Source organism: Actinomadura xylanilytica, from assembly GCF_030283145.1.
Lineage (GTDB): Bacteria > Actinomycetota > Actinomycetes > Streptosporangiales > Streptosporangiaceae > Spirillospora > Spirillospora xylanilytica.
In genome coordinates this window covers 602829-622167 of the sequence record NZ_JASNWE010000003.1, presented here as the reverse complement: position 1 = coordinate 622167, position 19339 = coordinate 602829, and the positions used below count along the sequence as shown (strand labels likewise).

Here is a 19339-nt window from a genome sequence, read left to right as displayed (position 1 = left end):
GCCCGCCAAGCGCGCCGTCCTACAACTCCGCGGCCAGGACCTTGTCCCGGCCGGCGGGCCCGGCGGCGTCGCCGTCGTCCGCCGGGATGACCCTGGGCACGCCGCGCAGAGTGAGCAGGGCGCCGACCGCGACCAGGGCGGCGAAGCCGGCGCTGCACAGCAGGGCGGCGTGCAGCCCGTCCATGAACGCGATCTTGGCGGCGTCCGCGACCTGCCCCGCGAGCCGCGCGGGCAGCGCCGCGGCGGCGTGCAGGGCCGCGCCGACGGAGTCGCGGGCGGCGGTCGCGGCGGCCGGGGGCACGCCCGCGGGAAGCTCCAGGGCGTTGCGGTAGACGGCGTTCAGGATGCTGCCGAGGACGGCCATCCCGAGCGCGCCGCCGAGCTCGGTGGCGGTCTCGGAGATCGCGGACGCGGCACCGGAGCGCTCCTTGGGCACCGTGGCCAGGACGGTGTCGGCGGTGACGGTCATCGCCATCCCCATGCCGAGCCCGGACAGCAGCATCGGCCCCACCATCACCAGGTAGTGGGTGTCGACGCCGAACAGCAGGAACAGCGCGAACGCCGCCGCCGAGACGGCCATGCCGGCCGCCACCACCGGGGCCCGGCCGAGCAGGCCGATCAGCGGCGGGGCGAGCGCGGCGCCGCCGATCATCGCGCCGAGCGCGCCGGGCAGCCCCGCCAGCCCGGACATCAGCGGCGACCAGCCGATCACCAGTTGGAAGTACAGCGAGAAGATCAGCGACTGCGCGACCAGGGCGAACATCGCGAACATGTTGGTGCCGACCGACCCGCTGAACGCCGCCTTCCGGAACAGCCGGACGTCGATCAGCGGCTTGTCCAGCCGGGTCTGCCGCCGCAGGAACGCCGCCAGCCCGGCGACGCCGATCACCGCGGCGACGGCGACCCGCGGCTCCATGCCGTGCGCGGCGGCCTCCTTCACCGCGTACACCAGGCCGAGCACGCCGGCGACCGACAGCGGCACGCTGGCCAGGTCGAGCCGGCCGGGCACCGGGTTGCGCGACTCCGGCAGCACGGCCGCCCCGGCCAGCAGCACCACCAGCATGATCGGCACGTTGATCAGGAACACCGAGCCCCACCAGAAGTGGTCCAGCAGCGCGCCGCCGAGCACCGGGCCGAGCCCGACCGCCAGCCCGGCGACCCCGCTGAAGATCCCGATCGCCATCGTCCGCTCCTTGGGCTCGGTGAAGACCCGGCGGATCAGCGACAGCGCGGACGGCATCAGCGTGGCCCCGGCGACCCCGAGCAGCGCCCGCGCCGCGATCAGCAGCTCGGCGGACGGGGCGTAGGCGGTCACCGCGGAGGCCGCCGCGAACAGCCCGGCGCCGATGAGCAGCAGCCGCTTGTGGCCGATCCGGTCGCCGATCCCGCCCATGGTGATCAGCAGCCCGGCGAGGGCGAAGCCGTAGGCGTCGGCGATCCACAGGATCTGCGTCGCCGACGGCGCGAGGTCGGCGGTCAGATGCGGGATGGCCTGGTTCAGCGCGGTCAGGTCGATGTTGGGGACCAGCGCCATCAGGGCGCAGATCGCGAGGGTGGCCCATTTGCGGGCGGTGGAGACGGGTGGAGTGCTCATGCCCCGCAGCCTGGGCGCCGCCGCTGACCGTCCGCGCACCACCCGCTGACCACGGCGGTGCGCCGCGGCGGCCGGCGGCCGGTCAGGCCGTCGTGCGGGGCGAGGATTCGTCGATGACCAGAGCGAACGCGTCCTCCGCCGGGAGCGCCGCGCCGCGGCTCCGGGCCGCCTCGAAGGGGCCGTCGCCGATGAGGGCGCGGGCCGCGGCGGCGACCCGCACGGCGTCGGGGTCACCGGGCACCTGGATGCCGTGCATCGCGGTGGACGCGCCGATCAGCAGTGCGGCCCGTTCGCCGTCGCCCTCCAGCAGCGCGACGCCCGCCATGCCGACGGCCGTGGCCGCGCGGTACATGAAGACCGGGTGGTCGAACGTGAGCTTCAGCGCGGCCCGGTGCATCGCCCGCGCCCGCGCCGCGTCCCCCTCGGCCGCCGCGATCCAGCCGAGCCCGACCTGGGCCGACAGCCGTACCGCCGCCGCGATGAAGCGCTTGGACGCGAAGCCGGTCAGCGCGGACTCGTACAGCGCGCAGGCCCCGGCGAGGTCGCCGCGGTGGCGCGCGACGTTGCCGAGCCCGCAGCGGCCCGCGCCCACCTTGTCGGGCGTGCCGGCCTGCCGCGCGTTCACGATCGCCTGCTCGTAGTCGGCCTCCGCCGCCGCGAGGTCGCCGCTGTGGACGTACACCTCGCCGCGGCGGCACAGCAGGTCGGCGGTGTCCTCCAGTGCGCCGAGCTCCCCGGTCAGGCGGAGCGCCTCGTCCAGCAGCTCCAGGGACCGCTCCCGGTCGCCCCGCCAGTCGCGGATCTGGGCGAGGGAGTCGAGCGTGTTGGCCATGCCCCAGCGGTCGCCGGTCGCCCGGAACCTCGCCAGCGCCGTCGCGCACGCCGCCTCCGCGCCGTCGACGTCACCGGCGTACTGCTGCATGAACCCCTCGCTCATCGCGATGAGCGCCTGCGACCAGGGGTCCGCCCCGATATGCCGTTCGTGCAGCGTGGTGGGGTCGGTCCGGGGCGGACCGGCGGTGAGCGCCCACAGCACCAGCGTGGACGGGTATCGCAGCGTCCGGTCGATGCCCTCCAGCAGCGTGGTGGCCCGGTCGAGCCAGGCCGTCGACCGCGCCCCGGTGAATCCGCTCGACAGCGCGTTGGTGACGCACAGGATGTACTCCTCCTCCAGCCCCTCCGGCGGGTCGAGGCCGACGCGGTCCAGCAGCGTGATCGCCAGCGGCGCGCCCTCGATCCGTCCGCGCAGCCACCAGTACCAGGTGAGCGCGGCGACCAGATGCAGGGCGAACACCGGATGGGTGTGCACCGAGCGGCGCAGCGCCATGTGCAGGTTGGCGTGCTCGGCCGCGAGCCGCTCCAGCCACTCGAGCTGCGCCGCCCCGCGCAGCTCCGGGTCGGCGCGGCGGGCGAGGTCGAGGAAGTACGCGGCGTGCGCCCGTTCCAGCCGCTCGGTCTCGCCCGCCTCGGCCAACTGCTCGGCGCAGAACGCTCGGACGGTGTCGAGCATCCGGTAGCGGACGCCGTCGGTCTGCACCAGCGACTTGTCGACCAGCCCGGCCAGCAGCTCGTCGGTGTCGTACGGCGGCAGCCCGCAGACCCCCTCGGCCGACTCGCGGGTCAGCCCGCCCGCGAACACCGTCAGCCGCCGCGCGAGCGTCTGCTCGTCCTCGCCGAGCAGCCCCCAGCTCCACTCGACCACCGCGCGCAGCGTCTGGTGGCGCGGCGCCGCGGTGCGGTTGCCGCGCGACAGCAGCCGGAACCGGTCGTCCAGGCGCGCCGCGACCTCCGTCACCGGCAGCGACCGCAGCCGCGCCGCCGCGAGCTCGATGGCCAGCGGCAGCCCGTCGAGCGCGGCGCAGATCTGGAGGACCGCCGCCAGGGTGACCTCGTCCACCGCGAAACCGGGCCGCACGGCCGCGGCCCGGTCGGCGAACAGCCGGACCGCCGGGTAGGCGGACGCCTCGTCCGGGGCGGCGCCCTCGGGCGGGAGCGCCAGCGGCGGCAGCGGGCGCAGCGCCTCACCGGTGATCGCGAGCGCCTCCCGGCTGGTGGCCAGCACACGCAGCTCCGGGCACGCGCCGAGCAGCCGGTGCGTGAGCCGCGCGACCGCCTCCACGACGTGCTCGCAGTTGTCGAGGACCAGCAGCATCCGCCGCCCCGCGAGCGCGCTGGCCAGCCGCTCGGCGGTATCGCGCGGGCGCTCGTCCCGCGCCTCGGCGGACGGGCCCGGCGGCTCGGCCGGGTTCGGCAGCATCCCGCTCTCGCGCAGCCCGAGCGCGCCCAGCAGCGCCTTCGGCACCTCCGACGAGGCGCCGAGCGGGGCCAGGTCGACGAAGCAGACCTCCCCGTCCTCGCGCCCGGCCGCCTCGATCGCCAGCCGGGTCTTGCCCGCCCCGCCCGGCCCGAGCAGTGTGACCAGGCGACCCTCGGCGAGCATCCGCCCGACCCGCCGCAGCTCGTCCTCGCGCCCGACGAAGCTGGTGAGCTGCGCGGGCACGCCGAGCGGACGTGCGGGCGGCGGGGGAGACCCGGCGGCCCGCGCTCCGGTCCCGGCCTCCGGGGCGGAGGGCGCGCCGCGCAGGACGGCCAGGTGCACGCCGGCGAGCTCGGACGAGGGGTCGGCGCCGAGCTCGTCGGCGAGGGTCCGCCTCGCGTCCTCGTACACCGAGAGGGCCTCGGCCTGCCGCCCGTCCCCGTACAGCGCGCGCATCAGCAGCGCCCGCGCCCGCTCGCGCAGCGGGTGCGCCGCGACCAGGTCGCGCAGCCCCGGCACCAGCGGCCCGTGCTCGCCGAGCGCCAGCCCGGCCTCCGCGCGGTCCTCGGCCGCCGCGACGCGCAGTTCCTCCAGCCGGGCCGCCTGGGCCCCGGCGAACGGGACGTCGGCCAGATCGGCCAGCGCGGGCCCGCGCCACAACCCGAGCGCCTCGCGCAGCAGGTCCGCCGCGCGCGCAGCGTCCCGGACGCCCGCGACGGCGCCTCCCGGGCCGTTCGCCGCGGTGTCCGCGCCGGTCAGCGCCCGGCGCCCCGCCCGCGCGAGCCGTTCGAACCGGTGGACGTCCACGTCGCCCGGGTCGACGTTGAGCCGGTACCCGGCCGGGCGGCCCTCGACGAGGCCGGCGGGCCCCAGCCCGCGCCGCAGCCGCGACACCTGGGACTGGAGGGCGTTGGCGGCGCCGCTCGGCGGATCGTCCCCGTACAGCCCGTCGATCAGCCGTTCCGCCGTGACCGTCCGGCCCGCGTCCAGGAGCAGCAGCGCCAGGAGCGCGCGCACGCGAGGACCGCCCACGGCGATCGATGTCCCGTCGTCGCCGCGCGCCTCCACCGGCCCGAGGATGCCGAACTGCATAGCCCTGATTGTGGCCTATCGCCGCATGTTCCGTGCCACCCCGGTCGGCGGCACCCGGGCGGTGCCCGCGGACGGCGCCCGGGTGCCGGATCGACGGCGCCCGCGAAGATCCGCGACGCACTCGGCGGCACCGCCCGCCCGCCGCCGCGCGCACCGCGCCGTCCGGCACCGTTCTGACCTCACCATTTTCGGCCATAAAGTTCGTGTTCAAGTGAGTGTCCGGAGGTGCCCGAGCCGCATCCCCATATTTCGGCCGAGCGAAATGCCATGGGAAGCGCGACCTTTCTCGGCGGCCCCCCGGACGCCCCGTCGCGGCGCTGCTCGGGGGCCCGCGAACCGCCGCCTCCGCTGGGGAGGACAGGGGTACCGGCCGGTCTCGGACACGTTCCGCAGCCGGCCAATTCGATCGCGTGTTCGGTGGCATTCACTTCATCTGTTTCAAATGGTGATCACCCTCTTGACGCGCGCCATGGCTCACGGTTTGCTTGCCGGGTTCGGACCGTCGGCAGCGATGAGAAAGCCTGGGCCAGTTGGTGCACACGACACCCGGTGACATCGGGGCCGTCCAGACGAGGTCGGTGACGAGAACAGGGAACGTTCCCAACGCGGGGCGGCGCCCCCGCCGGACGGTCCCGCCCCCGCACCGGGATCGGCCGCGTCCGGCACCGCCGCGCTGAGACGCGTCCGAGCCGTGAACTCCCCGACCGGCGCGCGGCGCCCCCCGAGCCCACGAGAGCGGCCATGACTCCTTCCGCGTCCCCGACGCCCTCGCCCGGCGGGCGGGCACTGTGGCTGGCGACACCGCCGCTCGCCGCCTGCGTCGCGGGATTCGTCATCGCCGCGCCGCTGCTGCCCCGCGACATGGGGCCGGGGGCGTGGGCGCTGGCCTTCGCGGCGGACGCCGCCGCGCTCGCCGTGCTGGCCGCCACCGTGCTGCTGCACGTCCGGCACCGCGCGAAACTGGCGGCCATCGCGCGCTGCCACTGGCGGCTCGACCGGCAGGCGGCCGACCTCCGCGACCGCCACCACCGGGAGGTCGAACGCGAGCAGGCGTGGCAGGCGCACTCCGCCGACCTGTCCGCCCGCTGCGCCGCCGCGACCGCGATGGTCGAGCACCTGGTCAACGCCCAGCTCCCCGCCGCGCTGGCCGGCCGCCCGGTGCCGCCGCCCCCGGGCGCCGCGCCCGCCGGCGAGGACGCCCTGGACGCCCGGCTGGAGGGGCTGCGCGACACCGCGCTCGACGACGCCGCCCGAGTCCGGCACGGCCACCAGGACGAGATGGAGTCGCAGCGGCTCACCCTGGTCGCGCTGTCCCGCCGCGTCCAGTCGGCGATGCACCGCGTCCAGGCCGAGGCCGCGACCACCGCCGAACGGCACCGCGACCTGCCCGAGGTGTACGGCGGCTGCCAGGTCGTCGACCACCTCGCCGCCCAGGCCGCGCGCCTCGCCCAGGGGCTCGCGGTCGCCTGCGGGACCTGGGAGGGCCAGCAGTGGGACACCCCGATGCGGCTGGCCGAGGCGGTGCAGGCCGCGCAGGCCCGCATCGAGGACTACCAGCGGGTCGGTGTGGAGGGCGACCCCGACGTCGGCATCGTCCCGGTCGCGCTGGAGTCGGTGATCCACGTGCTGGCCGAGCTGCTGGCCAACGCCACCGAGTCCTCGCCGACGGCCACCACCGTCCAGGTCCGGGTCGCGGCCTCCGGGCAGGGCGCGGTGTTCCGGATCGACGACCACGGCGCCGGGCTGGAGGAGCCCCGGCTCTCCCAGGCCCGCGAACTGCTGAACGGCACCCGCGAGGTCGGCCTGGCCGACATGGGCGAGGTACCGCGGCTCGGGCTGCCGGTGGTCGCCCGCTACGTCCGCCGGCACGGCTTCAAGGTCACCCTGGACGAGTCCCCGTACGGCGGCCTCCAGGTGATCGTCCTCGTCCCCGAGGAGTCGGTGACGGTCGTCGAGACGCCGGGATCCACCGCCACGTCCTCCGCCGGACCTCCGGCGCCCACTCCCGAGAGGGGCCCCGTGCCCGTCCCGGCCGCGGGCGAGGTGGACGGGCTGCCGCAACGCGTCTCCCGCCGCAACCGTGACACCGGGGCCGCCGCCGAACCGTCCGCCCCGCCCGGAGTCGCCCCGCCGCCCGAGACACCCGAAGAGGCGGGCGCCCTCATGGGCGCCCTCCTGGAGGGCACCACCGCACCCGCCCCGCGCCCCCCGGCGGACGACGCCGACGGCCGCTGGCGCTCATTCCCCGACCAGGACGACTCGAACCGACAGGAGAGACTGCCGTGACGGCTGATCAGGACTGGGTGGTCGGAAGGCTGGCCCGCGTGCAGGGCGTGCGGCACGCCGTCGTGTGCTCGGTGGACGGTCTCCTGAAGGCCCGTTCGGAGCGCACCGGCCAGGAGGAGGCCGACCGCCTCGCGGCCCGCTGTAGCGGCCTGCTGTCGCTGGCCCGCGACCAGGCGGGGGAGTTCGGCTCGGGCGACAAGGTCCTCTACCAGCTCATGGTCGGCCACGAGGGCGGCTACCTGTTCGTCCGCGGCGCCGCCGCCCGCTCCTGCCTGGCCGTCATCACCGGCCCCGTGATCAACGCCGCGCTCATCGCCCAGGAGATGCAGGCCATGGTCCTCAAACTCGGCGAGGGGACCCTGGCCACCCCCGCCCGCCGCCCCGGTATGCCGTGAGCGAGCCGGAGGGACGCGGCGTCGCCTGGACTGAGGAGCCTGCGACGAGGGACCTTGAGTACCGCGACACTCCGCTGCGCCCGTACGTCCTCACCGGTGGGCGGGTGGGGCCGGCGGACGCGCGGGTCGGGGTCGACACGCTGTTGAAGGTCGTACCGACGTCCATGCCGCTGCCGCTGGGGGCGACGCCGCAGTTGCGCGGGCTGCTGCGGTTGTGCGCCGGAGGCGTGCTGTCGGTGGCCGAGGCCGCCGCGCATCTGAAGCTTCCGGTCGGGGTGCTGCGGATCCTGGTGGGCGACCTGGTCAAGTCCGGTCATCTGCGCGCGCACGCGGGCAGCTTCGACGAACCCGGGCTGGATCTGCTGAGGGAGGTGCTCGATGGCCTCCGGGACCTCAAGTGAGGGCGGCCGGGTCCCGTACCTGCCGGAGGGCGTGGCCCGGACGGCGAAGATCCTGGTGGTGGGCGACTTCGGGGTCGGCAAGACCACGTTCATCGGGTCGGCCAGCGAGATCGCGCCGCTTCGCACCGAGGAGCCCCTCACCGGCGCCGACGACCTGGAGCACCTGGCGGGCAAGACGACGACCACGGTCGCGATGGACTTCGGCCGCATCACGCTCAACCAGGGTCTGGCCCTCTACCTGTTCGGCACGCCCGGCCAGCGGCGGTTCTGGAGCATGTGGGCGGGGCTGGCCGAGGGCGCGGTGGGGGTGCTGGTGCTGGTCGACTCGCGCCGCCTGGCGGGCGGGTTCGAGGTGCTCGACCAGCTCGAGCTGCACGTGTCCGCGCCGTTCGCCGTCGCGGTCAACCACTTCCCGGACACGCCCGCGTACACTCCCGGCCGGCTCCGCGAGGCGCTCGACCTCCTCCCGCAGACGCCCGTCGTGGACTGCAACGCCCTGGACCGCGGCTCGGTGATCGACACCGTGGCCGCCCTCGCCGGCCACGCCCTCACCGCCCGCGGCGGGCAGGACGCCCCGTGACCGCGTCGTCGCTGCCGCTGTCGGCCACGACCACCTGCCCCGACACCGCGCCGGTGTTCGAGCGCCTCTGGCACGACCACGGCCCCGTCGCGCCCGTCGAGCTGGAACCGGGCGTGCGGGCGTGGCTCGTCATGGGGTACGAGGAGCTGAAGACGCTCACGGGCACGCCCGGGCTGTTCTCCCGCGACGCCCGCGACTGGCGGGCGGTCCAGGACGGGACCGTCCCGCCCGACTCGCCCCTCGGCCCGATGATGTCCTTCCGCGACAGCGTCACCGGCTACGACGGCGACGCGCACCGCCGGCTGCGCCGCCCGCTGGAGGACGCGGTCGCCTCCATCGACCACCGCCGGCTCCGCCGCACGGTCGAGGCGCTGTGCGCCGACCTGATCGCCGCGTTCGCCGGACGGGGCGCCGCCGACCTGGTGGCCGAGTACGCCGCGGCCGTCCCGCTGCTCACCATCGGCGACCTGATCGGCCTGGACCCCGCGCGGAGCCGCGAGCTGCTGGACGCCATGCGCGCCCTCTTCGGCTCCGGCGCGGACGCGCAGGACGGCAACCGCCGCTTCGAGGCCCTCCTGCGCGAACGCATCCGGTCATGCCGCGACGACCCGTCCGACGACCTGACCGGCGTCCTGCTCGCCCACCGCGACCTGCACACCGACGCCGAGGTGCTCCAGTCCATCTTCGTCCTCGCCTCCGCCGGGAACCACGCCACGATCAGCTGGATCGCGCAGACGCTCCGCCTGATGCTCACCGACCCCCGCTTCGCCGGACGCGTCCGCGGCGGGCGGCTCGGCATCGACGACGCGCTCGACGAGGTGCTGTCCATCGCGCCCCCGCTGAGCAACATGCCGGCCCGGTACGCGCTGCGCGACACCGAGCTCGGCGGCCGGACGGTCCGCCGGGGCGACGCGCTGATCCTCGGCCTGGCCGCCGTCGCGCACGACTCCCGCGCGCACGCCGGCACCACCTTCTGGCAGCGCGGCAATCGCGCCCACCTCGCCTGGAGCGCCGGCCCGCACGCCTGCCCGGCCCGTGACCCGGCCCGCATCATCGCCCGCACCGCCGTCGCGACGGCCCTGCACGCGCTGCGCAACCTGCGCCTCACCATCGACCCGGCGGACGTCGCCTTCGAACCGTCCCCCTGGACGCGCCTCCCGGTGCGCCTCCCCGTGGCCTTCGAAACGACCCTCCCTGAACCCGCGCCGCCCGTCCCCTCACGCCCACCCCGCCGCGCCCCCGCCGCCACCCCCACCCCGCCCCAAACCTTCGGCCGCCCATAACCCGTCCCCGGACGGCCCGGCCGGACTCCCGAGAAGCCCTGAACCGCCAGCCCGCCCGGTGGCAGACTGCTGCCACGCGGAACCGTAGAACATGCAGAGGGTCGGAGACACATGAGCGCATCCGCCGCCGCCGAGGGTGGTCCGTTCAACGAGGTCGGCGCCGGTTCGGCGCAGAACCTCATCCAGGCCCGCGACATCGACAAGATCGTCAACGTCTACGGCGGTGCGCTCGACCGCCGCCCTCAGCTGCACGCGCTGCCCGCCGCCGAGTCCGACTTCGAGAACCGCGAGCGAGTCTTCGAACTGCTGGACGAGCTGGCCGGGACGGAGCGCGAGCCCGGACGGCCGGCGATGGCGCTGCTGACCGGGCTGCCCGGCTCCGGCCGCCGGGCCGCGGCCAAACGGTGGGCCCACGACCGGGCCGACCGCTTTCCCGACGGCCGGTTCTTCATCGACTTCGCCGGGCCGGGCGGACGGGACGTCACCGGCCCCGCCGACCTGCTGGCCTCCCTCCTGGGGCAGCTCGGCGTCCCCGAGGACGACGTCCGGGCCTCGCCCGACCTGCACGCCCTGTGGCGGAGCGGCACCACCGGCCGCAAGATGCTCGTCGTCCTCGCCAACGTGGAGGTCCCGGGCCAGATCGAGTACGCGCTTCCCCCGTCGAACGAGGCGATGGTCCTGGTCACCACCGACCGAGACCTGTCGGACGTCGCGTCCCGGTACGGCGCCGAGCGGATCACGCTCCGCCCGCTCGGCGAGGACGCGAGCCGCGCGCTGCTCACCCGGCTCGCCGGGCCCGGACGTGTCGCCGCCGAGCCCGTCGCGGCCGGCGAGCTCCTGAACCTGTGCGGCGGCTGGCCGCAGGCGCTCCGCCACGCCGGGGGATGGCTCAGGCTCCGCCAGGGGCGGGAGATCTCCGCGGCCGTCCGCAGAATGCGGGCTCCGGGTGGGCCGGGCGAGTGGGAGGTCGAGGCCGTGAGCGACGGCACCTACGCGGCGCTGCCGGATCGTGTCCGGCGCGCCTACGCGCTGCTCGGCCTGCATCCGGCCGCCGACGACCGGCTGGGCACCGCGGCGCCGACCGCGCCCGTCACGTTCGTGCTGCCCGCCGCGGCGGCCCTGCTGGGCGTCGGCGAGGACGCGACCGCCGACGTCCTGGAGGAGCTGATCGACTGGAACCTCCTCGACGAGGAGGGCGGCCGCTACTCCTTCCACGACCGCGTCCGCCGCCACGCCCACCGGATGGCGCAGGACAGCGCCGAGCGCGAGGCGGCCGTCCTCCGCGTCGCCGAGTGGTACCTGACGGCCACGGTGGCCGCCGATCTGGCCGTCAACCCCTACCGGCCGACGTTCGGTGCCCTGTATGAGGAGTTCCGCGGGGTCGTCTCGCCGTTCGGTTCCGAGCGGGAGACCGCCGAGAAACGCGCGCTGCGCTGGTTGGAGATCGAGCACCGCAACATCTGCGCCACCGTCTACGCGGCGGCCGACCGGGGCAGGCACGACCTGGTCGTGCAGTTGTGCGAGGCGCAGTGGGCCCTGCAACTGTCGGCGCGTCCCTACGGGACGCTGCTCCCGGTCCTACGCAAGGGGCTGGACTCGGCGCGCGAGACCGGCGACCCCCGCTGGGTGTTCCGGCTGGGCACCCAACTCGGCCGCGGCTGCTTCGAGACCGGCCGTTTCCCCGAGGCGCGCGAGGTTCTCCAGCAGGCGCTGGCGGCGGCCCGCGCCACGGGGGATCCCCTGAACGAGGCGACGGCCCACGAGTTCCTCGGCCGCTCGTACCTCGACGCGGGGGCTTTCGCCGAGGCACGACCATACTTCGTAAAGGCGCGCGGCCTGGAGGAGCGCCACGGCCGGTGGCGCGGCGTGGCGATCAACCTGCACCACCTGGCCCGCACCGCCCTCGGTCTCGGCGACATCGGCGCCGCCATCGAGGCCTGCGACGAGGCCGCCGCGATCTTCGGCGGCCTCGGCCCCCGCCCCGACCGCTACAACCTGGCCCGCGTCGCCCTGACCCGGGGGCGGGCGCTGCTCAGGGGCCACCACGAACAGGAGGGGCTGGAGTCGCTCCTCCTGGCACTGGACATCATGCGCGCCGAGGGCCGCCTCTACCAGGAAGCCCAGATCCTCGAGGAGCTCGCCGAGGCGTCGCCCTCCGGGCCGTACCTGGAACAGGCGATCGCCGCGTACGACCGGCTGGGCAGCCCCCGTGCGGACGATCTGCGCCTCAGGTGACTGTCACGGGTACGGCGGTCCGTCCGATCAGAACCCGCCGGGGCATGTCCCGCCCGCGGTCCAGGCAGGCGAGCACCGCTGAGGCGAACACGGCGGGATCAGGCCAGGCCCCTTCGACCCTGAGGAGTTCGCCGCCGCGGGGAAGGACGAGGCACCGTCCGTCCGCCACGTCGGCGACCATCCGGCAGGCGGGGAGGGCCGCGAACACCCGCTCTCCGCTCACCCCGGCCAGGGGACCGGGCGCCTCGGGGCGGCGGACGATGATGTCGGCGAGCTCCCGCAGCCGCTCATCGACCTCCGAGTCGTCGACGACCAGGTGAGCGGGACGCGAAGGCCGAGCCTTCCCCGCGAACCGCTCGACGCGCACGTCCGCCCCGATGAGCTCGCAGGCCGCCAGCAGCGCAGGCCGGCCGTGTCCCCACTCCGGCGGCTCCGGCACGGCGGGCGGCACCGGGGCGGCCCGTGCGGCGGAGGCGGGCTCGGGCAGCCCCATCAGCTCGTACATCAGCCGCCGCAGGATGGACGCCGCCCCGCCCCGCTCGGCGACCGCCATCTCCGCGATCTCCGCGCACCGCGCCGCGTCGTGCCGTCCGATGGCGTCCTCCACCTGAGGACGCAGCGGCGCGTCCGCGTCGATGTGCGGTACCGAACGGGCCAGCGCGCCCATCGCCGTCTCGGGGTCGACGTCGTCGGCGTCAAAGGCGGCCAGCGCGACCGGCCTGCCGACCGCGGCGCCGTACAACGTGACCGACCCGTGGTCGCCGAGCACGCAGTCGGCCGCGACGACCGCGGCCCGCCATCCCTCCCTCGGAGGGATCAGCAGCAGTCCCGCCTTCCGGCAGTCGGCGAGCCAGGCCCGCAACTGCCAGGCGCCGTGCCCGTGCCACACATTCGGATGCACGACCGCCGCGACCCGGTACTCGTCCACCGGCAGCTCGGCGAGCAGCCTTCCGACCAGCTCCGGCCGCCGCCCGAGCAGCGACCCCGGCCCCCAGGTGGACGACACCACGACCAGCCGCTGCCCGTCCCGCAATCCCAGCCGCTCCCGATAGCGCTCACGCCACGGCAGCCCGGCCGTCATCCGGTCGAGGCACAGATCTCCGGCCACGACCGCGACGGGCACGGCAGCGGCACACGACACCTCGAGCCGCCTCAGCTGCTCCCCATGCGAAAGAACGACGGCCGCTGGAACGACCCGTCCCGCATGCATCAACTGCTCGGCCGCAAGCCCGTAAACCGTTTTTCGTTTTTCGTTTTTCGTTTTAAGGTATTTATTGTATCCAATTCCATGCGGCATGACGATTAGCGGAGCATTGATTCTATGCAGTTCTCCGCTGTGGCCGGCGCTGACGGCCAGGTCGAACCGCTCCCGCACGGCCTGCTCCCAGGGCACGACCCGTGCCCCCAGATCGTCGAGGAACGCGCCGACCCCATCGCTGAACGCGGATCCGGGAATGGCCGTGAACACCACCTGGACCCGGAAGTCGTCGGCCAGGACCGTCAGGACGTCGAGCACCCGAACCAGTGAGGTCACCGTGTGCGCGACGGCGAGCACGGTCGTGCGCCCGCTCCCGGTGGACCAGACCTCGGCCCCGGCCCCCACGGGAACCCGCAACCACTCGCCCACCCCGAGACCCCGTCCGTCCATCCGCGACATACTGACACAATCCACGCACCACTCCGCGGCTCCTGTATCGGCGCGCCACCGAGTCGGCGTCTGTGAGCCCGTGCGATGCATGCACGTCTCCAGGCCGTGAAGGGCATCGTCGCCTCCGAGACGAGTGTGCTGGACGCCGGCATGCGCGTCGATCGTCATCGCGCAGCTGCTTTCGGGGCGATCTGCTTGCTGTATCTCTCTCCGGAGATTCTTGTGAAGCCGGACTGAGGTGTCCCTGAATATCATTGTCAGAGATGTCGGGAAGGCGGTAATCTGGCCGACTGTTTGGGCCCGGGCGGCGGGTCCTGGCCTTCGGGGATCCCCATGCGCATTCTCGCTTCTGTTCTTCCGACTCCGCAGCAGCTCACGATTCTCGGTGACAGTGGTCCGGGGTACCGGGTCATCCGCGGCGCAGCCGGGAGCGGGAAGACGACGACCGCCCTGTTGAGGCTCAAGCAGCTCAAACGCAGTCGGCTGGCAAGACGGCTCCGGCTCGGTGAGGAAGCTCCCGTGCGGATGCTCGTGCTCACCTTCAACCGCACCCTTGCGGGATATGTCAAAGAGTTGACGCGTGAGCAGGAACAGGATTCCGGGCTGAAGCTGGAGGTGAGTACCTTCAGTAAATGGGCCAGGGGACTCGCGCGCGAAATTGACATTCTGGATCGCGAAGACGCGGGGCCCATCCTGCGTCGCCTGCTCGCCGGGATCGCGAGAGATGATCGTCCGATCGACTTCCTGGTCGATGAAGTGGAGTACGCCCTCTCCCGCTTCCCCAGGGAGGACCTCTCCGATTACGTCGGAGCGGCTCGTACGGGGCGCGGGCGCTCGCCCAGGGTGGACGCCCAGCTCCGCAAGCGGCTGCTGACCGAGGTGATCGAGCCCTACCACCAGGAGAAGGAGCGCCAAGGCCGCCACGATTGGAATGACCTGGCCCTCCTCGCCGGCGCCGCCCCCGGGCCGCTATACGATGTGGTGATCGTGGACGAGGCGCAGGACTTCTCCGCGAACCAGATTCGGGCGCTCCGGAGTCATCTCGCGCCCGACCATTCGACGACCTTCGTGCTCGATTCCGTTCAGCGCATCTACGCCCCCCATTTCACATGGGCCGAGGTGGGGATCTCCCTGCGCCCGCAGCAGATTCACATGCTTCATCACAACAAGCGGAACACGCGTGAGATCGCGGCCTTCGCTGGTTCGCTGGTATCGGATCTTCCGATGGAGGACGACGGGGCGTTGCCTGATTTCACCCAGTGCACCGCGACCGGCCCGCGTCCCAAGATCGTCGCGGGACGCTTCGGTGCTCAGATCGACCACATGCTCGACGACGTGCTCACGCGTGCCGACCTGGCCGAGGAGTCGATCGCCGTGCTCCATCCTCGGGGCGGGGGCTGGTTCAATCACGTCCGGGGAGAGCTGGTCCGGCGGGGTGTCGCCTTCTGTGAGTTGACCGGTACCAGCCTTTGGCCGGCGGGCCCTGAGAATGTGGCTCTATCAACGATCCATTCCGCCAAGGGACTGGAGTTCGACCATGTCCTGATCCCAGGGCTGAGCCGGCAGATCACGCCGCACGGGACCGGTGACGGCGACGGTTCGCTCGACCAGTTGAAGCGCCTGCTCGCGATGGGGATCGGGCGTGCGAGACGCTCGGTCATGCTCGGCTACAAGCCGGGTGAGGAGTCCACCCTCATTGGGCTCTTCGAGCCGGCCACCTATGACCTGGTGCAGGTATGACCACGCCTCAAGTGCGGGAGGCCCGGCCGAGAACCGCCGAGGAGTTGGCGCGACTCCCGCCCTGCCCGGAGGTGCTGGATCTCGCGCGGTCCTACGGGGTCACCGACCTGGTCCACTTCACGACGAGTCGCGGTGTGGTCGGAATTCTGGCCAGGCGGGCCGTCCTGAGTCGTGCGGGCCTCACCGAGGACGACTATCTGGAGCACGTTTACCGGCCGAACGCCAACGTGCGTAAGGACTGTGACTGGCTCGGCTACGTGAACCTCTCGGTTTCCAGGATCAATGACTGGATGTTCGGAAGCTCGGTCCGCTGGCATGTCACCGAGAGGGCCTCCTGGGTGGTGCTGTCGTTCGGGGCCGAGGTGGTGGCGCATCCGGGTGTGATCTTTACGACGACCAACAACATGTATCCTTCGGCCTTGCGGGCAGAGGGAGTCTCTGGATTCGAACGCATGTTCGCGGAAGAAGTGCTGGGGCGTTACTCTGAATCCGTCGTTCGGGGTGCGGATCTGGAGCCGCGTTTTCCCACGCACAGGCAGGCGGAGGTTCTCTATCCTGGTGCACTCGCGCTCGACCACCTGCGGCGCATCGATGTCCAGACCGAGGCGTGCCTCGACGACGTTCAGGGCATGCTGGGCGCGCTGGACCTGGACCTCGAAGTGCGGCTGGACCCGGAGGTATTCACATGAACCAGGCGAACCCGCCCGATGAGCGGGCGCCTGCGGTACCGGGGGAGTTCGACGAGCCGTTGCCGGGGTTCGAGTACCCGGGTGTCCGCGCTCCCTTGGAACGGCGGCACGACGGACCATCGGATGTGGCGGTCGCGGGCACTGGAGGGACAGCGGTCGACCGGCGGAGCCGGGCTCGGGGATCGGCTCTCTGGGCCGCTTATGGGGACGCCCTCGGGTTCATCAGCGAGCTTACGGACGAGCGCGGGCTGAGGCGTCGGACCGGTGACCGGCCCTTGAACGGTCTCATGAGCTGGTCGCGGCGCGTGGGCGGGCGCGGTGGCGTGATCACCGAGCTGCCCGCCGGCAGTTATTCGGACGACACGCAGCTACGCCTGGCGACGGGGCGCGCGGTCTCCGGCAAAGGGTTCGACGTCGAGGCGTTTGCCAAGATCGAGTTGCCGGTGTGGCCGTCCTACAGTCTCGGGGGCGGTCGCGCGACGAAGGCGGCGTGCGCCAATCTCGCCAGGCCGAGGGTGGGATGGTTCGCCAACAGCTACGACGGATGGCTCGAAGCCGGCGGCAATGGCGTCGCGATGCGCATCCAGCCCCACGTCTGGGCGGCGGCCGGACTTCAGAATCCCCTACGGCTCCTCGGTGACGTCCTGCGCAACGGCATTTGCACCCACGGAAACCCCCGTGCACTCTTCGGAGCGGCCCTGCACGCTCTTTGCCTCGCCCACGCCATGGGCTCCGGCGCGGTGCCCGCTCCGAAGGATGTGCCCATGCTGCTGGAGCGGGCCGACAGCATCGACGATGTACTCGACAACGATCCGGAACTCACGGAGATGTGGCTTCCACTCTGGGAGCGGAGCGCGAACGAGCGTTTCACCGACGCATGGCATCAGGCCGGTGCTGAGACGCGGGAAGCCTTTGACATCGTCACCCCGATCGTCCGGTCGTCCGACGACGGCCCGCAGGCCGCCTATCAGGCGATCCTTCGGGAACTTGGGTTGTACAAGGACAGCTCCCGCGGCAGCGGCACTCTCACCGTCGTCGCGAGCACGACCCTGGCGTGGTTGGAACCGCGCCCCCTGGATGCCATGCGGATCGCTGCGAACGCGATCGGCTCCGATACCGACACCATCGCCACCATGGCCGGTGCCGTGTTGGGAGCGGCGTCACCTGTGGAGCTCCCGGAGCCCGTGCTCGACCGTGCCTTGATCGTCCGCGAGTCGGACCGGCTGACCGATGTCGCGATGGGGCAGGGGGGCTTGGGACCCGACTATCCCGATCTGCTGACCTGGTCGGCGCCGCGCACGCAGGCCGATGCATTGCAGCGAACGGAAACTGGAATGGCGGTGGTCGGTCTCGGGCCGGTCCGAACGGCCCTGAAGGATCCGCAGGCCGGGCCACGAGGCGACATCGCCTGGCAATGGGTAAAGCTTGAATCGGACCAGACCCTCTTGATCAAACGGCGTAAGGCACTGCCGGCGCTTTCACCTGAATCGGAGACCCCGGTTCCACTCGTGGGACAGACGCTGCTCATGGGTTCGCCTGCGCTGAAGGGGCCCGCTCCCTCCGTTCCGGCCACGTATCCCGACCCGCCAGTACTGACGCAGCCGTTCGAGCACGCGGGTCAGCGTGTCGACGACGAGTCGAGGCCCCCGGCTCCGGATCTCGATGTCATCCTCGGCTGGCTGGAGCACAAGCAGTTCGACGACGACTCGATCGGGTATTCGGTTCGGCAGGTCGCGACCAAGGGATCCCACGATCAGCTGATCGCACTCGTCTCGGTCGTCCGCGACCGGCTGCGCCAGGCACGTTGACGGCGCGAGCCCGGAGGGACGCCGTGCCCGGCTGATCCTCCGGGCGTCCTGGGCCGGCCGGGGTGGTGCGTGCCCGTTCACCGGAGGTCGTCGATGAGGAGTTCCAGGGCGGACTCCTCCTGCACCCCCGCGTTGAGCGCTTGCATGGCGGGGGTGAGCTCAGGGTCCCAGCCGGCCGCCACCGGGGTTCCGGCGAGCGGTTGGAGCGGTGTGCCGCGGGAGCGGGCCGCGGCAACCTGCTCCTCGTAATCGGCGGCGCCCAGTCTCCAGGGCCGCGCGCCGTACCGTCCGATCATCCGGTTGGCCATCGCGATCCCCGGCCAGTCGAAGTCCCCCCGGTACGCGAGCCGGGCCCCGGCGGACACCAGACCGTCCAGCAGGGTCAGCACCACCGTCGTCGGGTTCCCGGACGCGCACACCAGTGGACGCGGGCAGCGCAGCCCGGCGGCCACCTCGACGATCCGCGGGTTCTCGCAGATGTACACCTCCAGCCCCTCCGGCAGCCGCCAGGACGCATCGCGCAGATCCCGGAGGGTCAGGTGCGTCTCAGCGCCGTCCAGCGACCGTTCACGGAGGTGACGGGCGGTCCGGTCCTCGCCCATCGGCATCAGCCCGTACGTCAGCACGGTGCTCGACACCTGGTCGGCCGTCACCCCGGCGGCCTCCCAGAGGGCGCGCCGCGCCCATGCGTCCCGAGGCGGCTCGGCATCGTGGGCACAGGCCAGTCCGCGCAGGACGATCCGCGCGAGCAGGGTTCCGTCATCGAGGCCGTGCGCGGTACCGGTGATCCGTTCGGCGAGCTCGCCGCGCCCCGTGACCGCGGGCTCACGGACCGGGCGGACGCCGGCCAGTGCCTCGACCGCCTGGACGATGAGCCGGGCGCCCTGGTCGGGATCGAGCCGCGCCAAGGCGCCGCCTCGCCTGACGTCGTCGAGCCAGGTGACCACCCAGCCGAGCCCGTCCAGCCCGCGCTCGTGAAGTGCGCGCCGCGCGGAGCCCCAGACCGTCTCCGAGGCCGCGCGGCGCTTGTCCCTGAGCGCGGGACGGTCGGTCAGCGGACCGCGCAGCTCGACGACGACCTCGATCAGCCCTCGTTCGGCCGCGCTCGAACGCAACTGCCCGTCGAGTTCGGCGAGGGCGATGCTGAGGGCCGGACCCGTGTAGGGACGGCCCATCAGCAGCGCGACCGCGTCCCGCTCCTGGTCGCTGACGTCCTTCAGTGACAACCTGCCCTTAGCCTGCATGCCGTTGCGTTCGAGGCGTTCGTGCACCCCCCGCCAGAACCGCTCCAGCGCCGGTTGGCCGAGCCAGGCGCGGGTCTGCGGTCTCAA

Annotated in this window: 15 protein-coding genes; 11 read left to right on the top strand and 4 right to left on the bottom strand. The window is 73.1% G+C overall.

The window, feature by feature from the left end; translation table 11 throughout:
- Positions 1 to 19: 19 nt before the first annotated feature.
- On the bottom strand, positions 20 to 1594 hold the full coding sequence (locus tag QP090_RS20570; RefSeq protein ID WP_285940736.1) for an MFS transporter: 1575 nt from the start codon (positions 1592 to 1594) through the stop codon (positions 20 to 22).
- A gap of 82 nt (positions 1595 to 1676) precedes the next feature.
- Positions 1677 to 4943: an AfsR/SARP family transcriptional regulator gene (locus QP090_RS20565; RefSeq protein ID WP_285940735.1), complete on the bottom strand. Its 3267-nt coding sequence runs from the start codon at positions 4941 to 4943 to the stop codon at positions 1677 to 1679.
- A 741-nt stretch (positions 4944 to 5684) separates the two neighbouring features.
- On the opposite strand from QP090_RS20565, the gene QP090_RS20560 reads away from it, so the two are divergent.
- The 6 genes from QP090_RS20560 (at position 5685) to QP090_RS20535 (ending at position 12123) form a co-directional block, all read left to right on the top strand.
- Complete coding sequence (locus QP090_RS20560) at positions 5685 to 7229, top strand: sensor histidine kinase (protein WP_285940734.1); 1545 nt, start codon at positions 5685 to 5687, stop codon at positions 7227 to 7229.
- Positions 7226 to 7624: a roadblock/LC7 domain-containing protein gene (locus QP090_RS20555; RefSeq protein WP_285940733.1), complete on the top strand. Its 399-nt coding sequence runs from the start codon at positions 7226 to 7228 to the stop codon at positions 7622 to 7624. The genes QP090_RS20560 and QP090_RS20555 overlap by 4 nt, the downstream gene beginning before the upstream one ends.
- Positions 7621 to 8025 carry a DUF742 domain-containing protein gene (locus QP090_RS20550; protein ID WP_285940732.1) on the top strand — a complete coding sequence of 135 codons (405 nt, stop codon included), beginning with the start codon at positions 7621 to 7623 and terminating at the stop codon, positions 8023 to 8025. The genes QP090_RS20555 and QP090_RS20550 overlap by 4 nt, the downstream gene beginning before the upstream one ends.
- Entirely contained in the window at positions 8003 to 8605 is a 603-nt protein-coding gene (locus QP090_RS20545) for a GTP-binding protein (protein ID WP_285940731.1), read from the top strand. The genes QP090_RS20550 and QP090_RS20545 overlap by 23 nt, the downstream gene beginning before the upstream one ends.
- Positions 8602 to 9888: a cytochrome P450 family protein gene (locus tag QP090_RS20540; protein ID WP_285940730.1), complete on the top strand. Its 1287-nt coding sequence runs from the start codon at positions 8602 to 8604 to the stop codon at positions 9886 to 9888. Before QP090_RS20545 ends, QP090_RS20540 begins: the two co-directional genes overlap by 4 nt.
- Positions 9889 to 9999: 111 nt before the next feature.
- A complete protein-coding gene (locus tag QP090_RS20535; RefSeq protein ID WP_285940729.1) occupies positions 10000 to 12123 on the top strand; it encodes a tetratricopeptide repeat protein in 2124 nt (707 codons plus the stop codon).
- Here the strand turns inward: QP090_RS20535 and QP090_RS20530 are convergent.
- The gene (locus QP090_RS20530; protein ID WP_285940728.1) at positions 12116 to 13231 is read right to left on the bottom strand and encodes a hypothetical protein; all 1116 of its coding nucleotides are present in this window, start codon (positions 13229 to 13231) and stop codon (positions 12116 to 12118) included. The genes QP090_RS20535 and QP090_RS20530 overlap by 8 nt on opposite strands.
- A 213-nt stretch (positions 13232 to 13444) precedes the next feature.
- On the opposite strand from QP090_RS20530, the gene QP090_RS20525 reads away from it, so the two are divergent.
- The 5 genes from QP090_RS20525 to QP090_RS20505 all read left to right on the top strand — a co-directional run bounded on the left by QP090_RS20525 (position 13445) and on the right by QP090_RS20505 (position 18008).
- Positions 13445 to 13651: a hypothetical protein gene (locus QP090_RS20525; protein WP_285940727.1), complete on the top strand. Its 207-nt coding sequence runs from the start codon at positions 13445 to 13447 to the stop codon at positions 13649 to 13651.
- Between the two features lie 225 nt (positions 13652 to 13876).
- Positions 13877 to 14008: a hypothetical protein gene (locus tag QP090_RS20520; RefSeq protein ID WP_285940726.1), complete on the top strand. Its 132-nt coding sequence runs from the start codon at positions 13877 to 13879 to the stop codon at positions 14006 to 14008.
- 96 nt (positions 14009 to 14104) lie between these two features.
- Complete coding sequence (locus tag QP090_RS20515; protein WP_285940725.1) at positions 14105 to 15511, top strand: 3'-5' exonuclease; 1407 nt, start codon at positions 14105 to 14107, stop codon at positions 15509 to 15511.
- On the top strand, positions 15508 to 16200 hold the full coding sequence (locus QP090_RS20510; protein ID WP_285940724.1) for a DarT ssDNA thymidine ADP-ribosyltransferase family protein: 693 nt from the start codon (positions 15508 to 15510) through the stop codon (positions 16198 to 16200). The genes QP090_RS20515 and QP090_RS20510 overlap by 4 nt, the downstream gene beginning before the upstream one ends.
- Positions 16197 to 18008, top strand: a complete 1812-nt coding sequence (locus QP090_RS20505) for an ADP-ribosylglycohydrolase family protein (protein ID WP_285940723.1) — start codon at positions 16197 to 16199, stop codon at positions 18006 to 18008. The genes QP090_RS20510 and QP090_RS20505 overlap by 4 nt, the downstream gene beginning before the upstream one ends.
- Before the next feature lie 77 nt (positions 18009 to 18085).
- On the opposite strand, the gene QP090_RS20500 is transcribed toward QP090_RS20505, so the two are convergent.
- Positions 18086 to 19339, bottom strand: coding sequence for a TIGR02679 family protein (locus QP090_RS20500; RefSeq protein WP_285940722.1), 1254 nt, complete (start codon positions 19337 to 19339; stop codon positions 18086 to 18088).